The sequence below is a fragment of the Priestia sp. SIMBA_032 genome (genome assembly GCF_046535215.1).
GTDB classification, from domain to species: Bacteria; Bacillota; Bacilli; order Bacillales; family Bacillaceae_H; genus Priestia; species Priestia aryabhattai.
In genome coordinates, this window is the sequence record NZ_JAWRXD010000174.1 from 1 (window position 1) to 410 (window position 410).

Genomic DNA, 410 nt, shown 5'->3' on the forward strand with positions numbered 1-410 from the left:
GAGTAATTTAAGAGAACAACGTGTAGTAAGGATTTTAAAGAGTTCATCGATAAATGTAATGAGTACATGAAGTTGAGTTTCAGGTGTCTCTTCATTGATTAACCACAATCCTCTATTTTCTTGTTTTGTCTTTATTAGAAAGTCGGTTACAAATTCCATATCAAGATTTTTAGGTATTTTGTTGTTTGGGAAGTATTCTCCAAAGTAACGTGTATCTTTTTCTTGTATTGGGCTAATTGGGAAAAAGGGTTCTGTATGTAACAGATAGTAATGCTCGTGAGAGCAAAGTAATGCGGTTAATAATATTGGGTCTGTATATTGTTTATTTAATTCTAGATAGTCTTCCATACGAGTAAAATGACGGAAGAGTACATTCTCTCCGGGTGCAATTGGTAGAACCTTTTTTTCTT

At 33.2% G+C, this 410-nt stretch carries 1 pseudogene; it reads right to left on the reverse strand.

Annotated elements, in window-relative coordinates:
• Positions 1–410: pseudogene (locus SB717_RS33880) on the reverse strand (hypothetical protein); the annotation flags it as partial.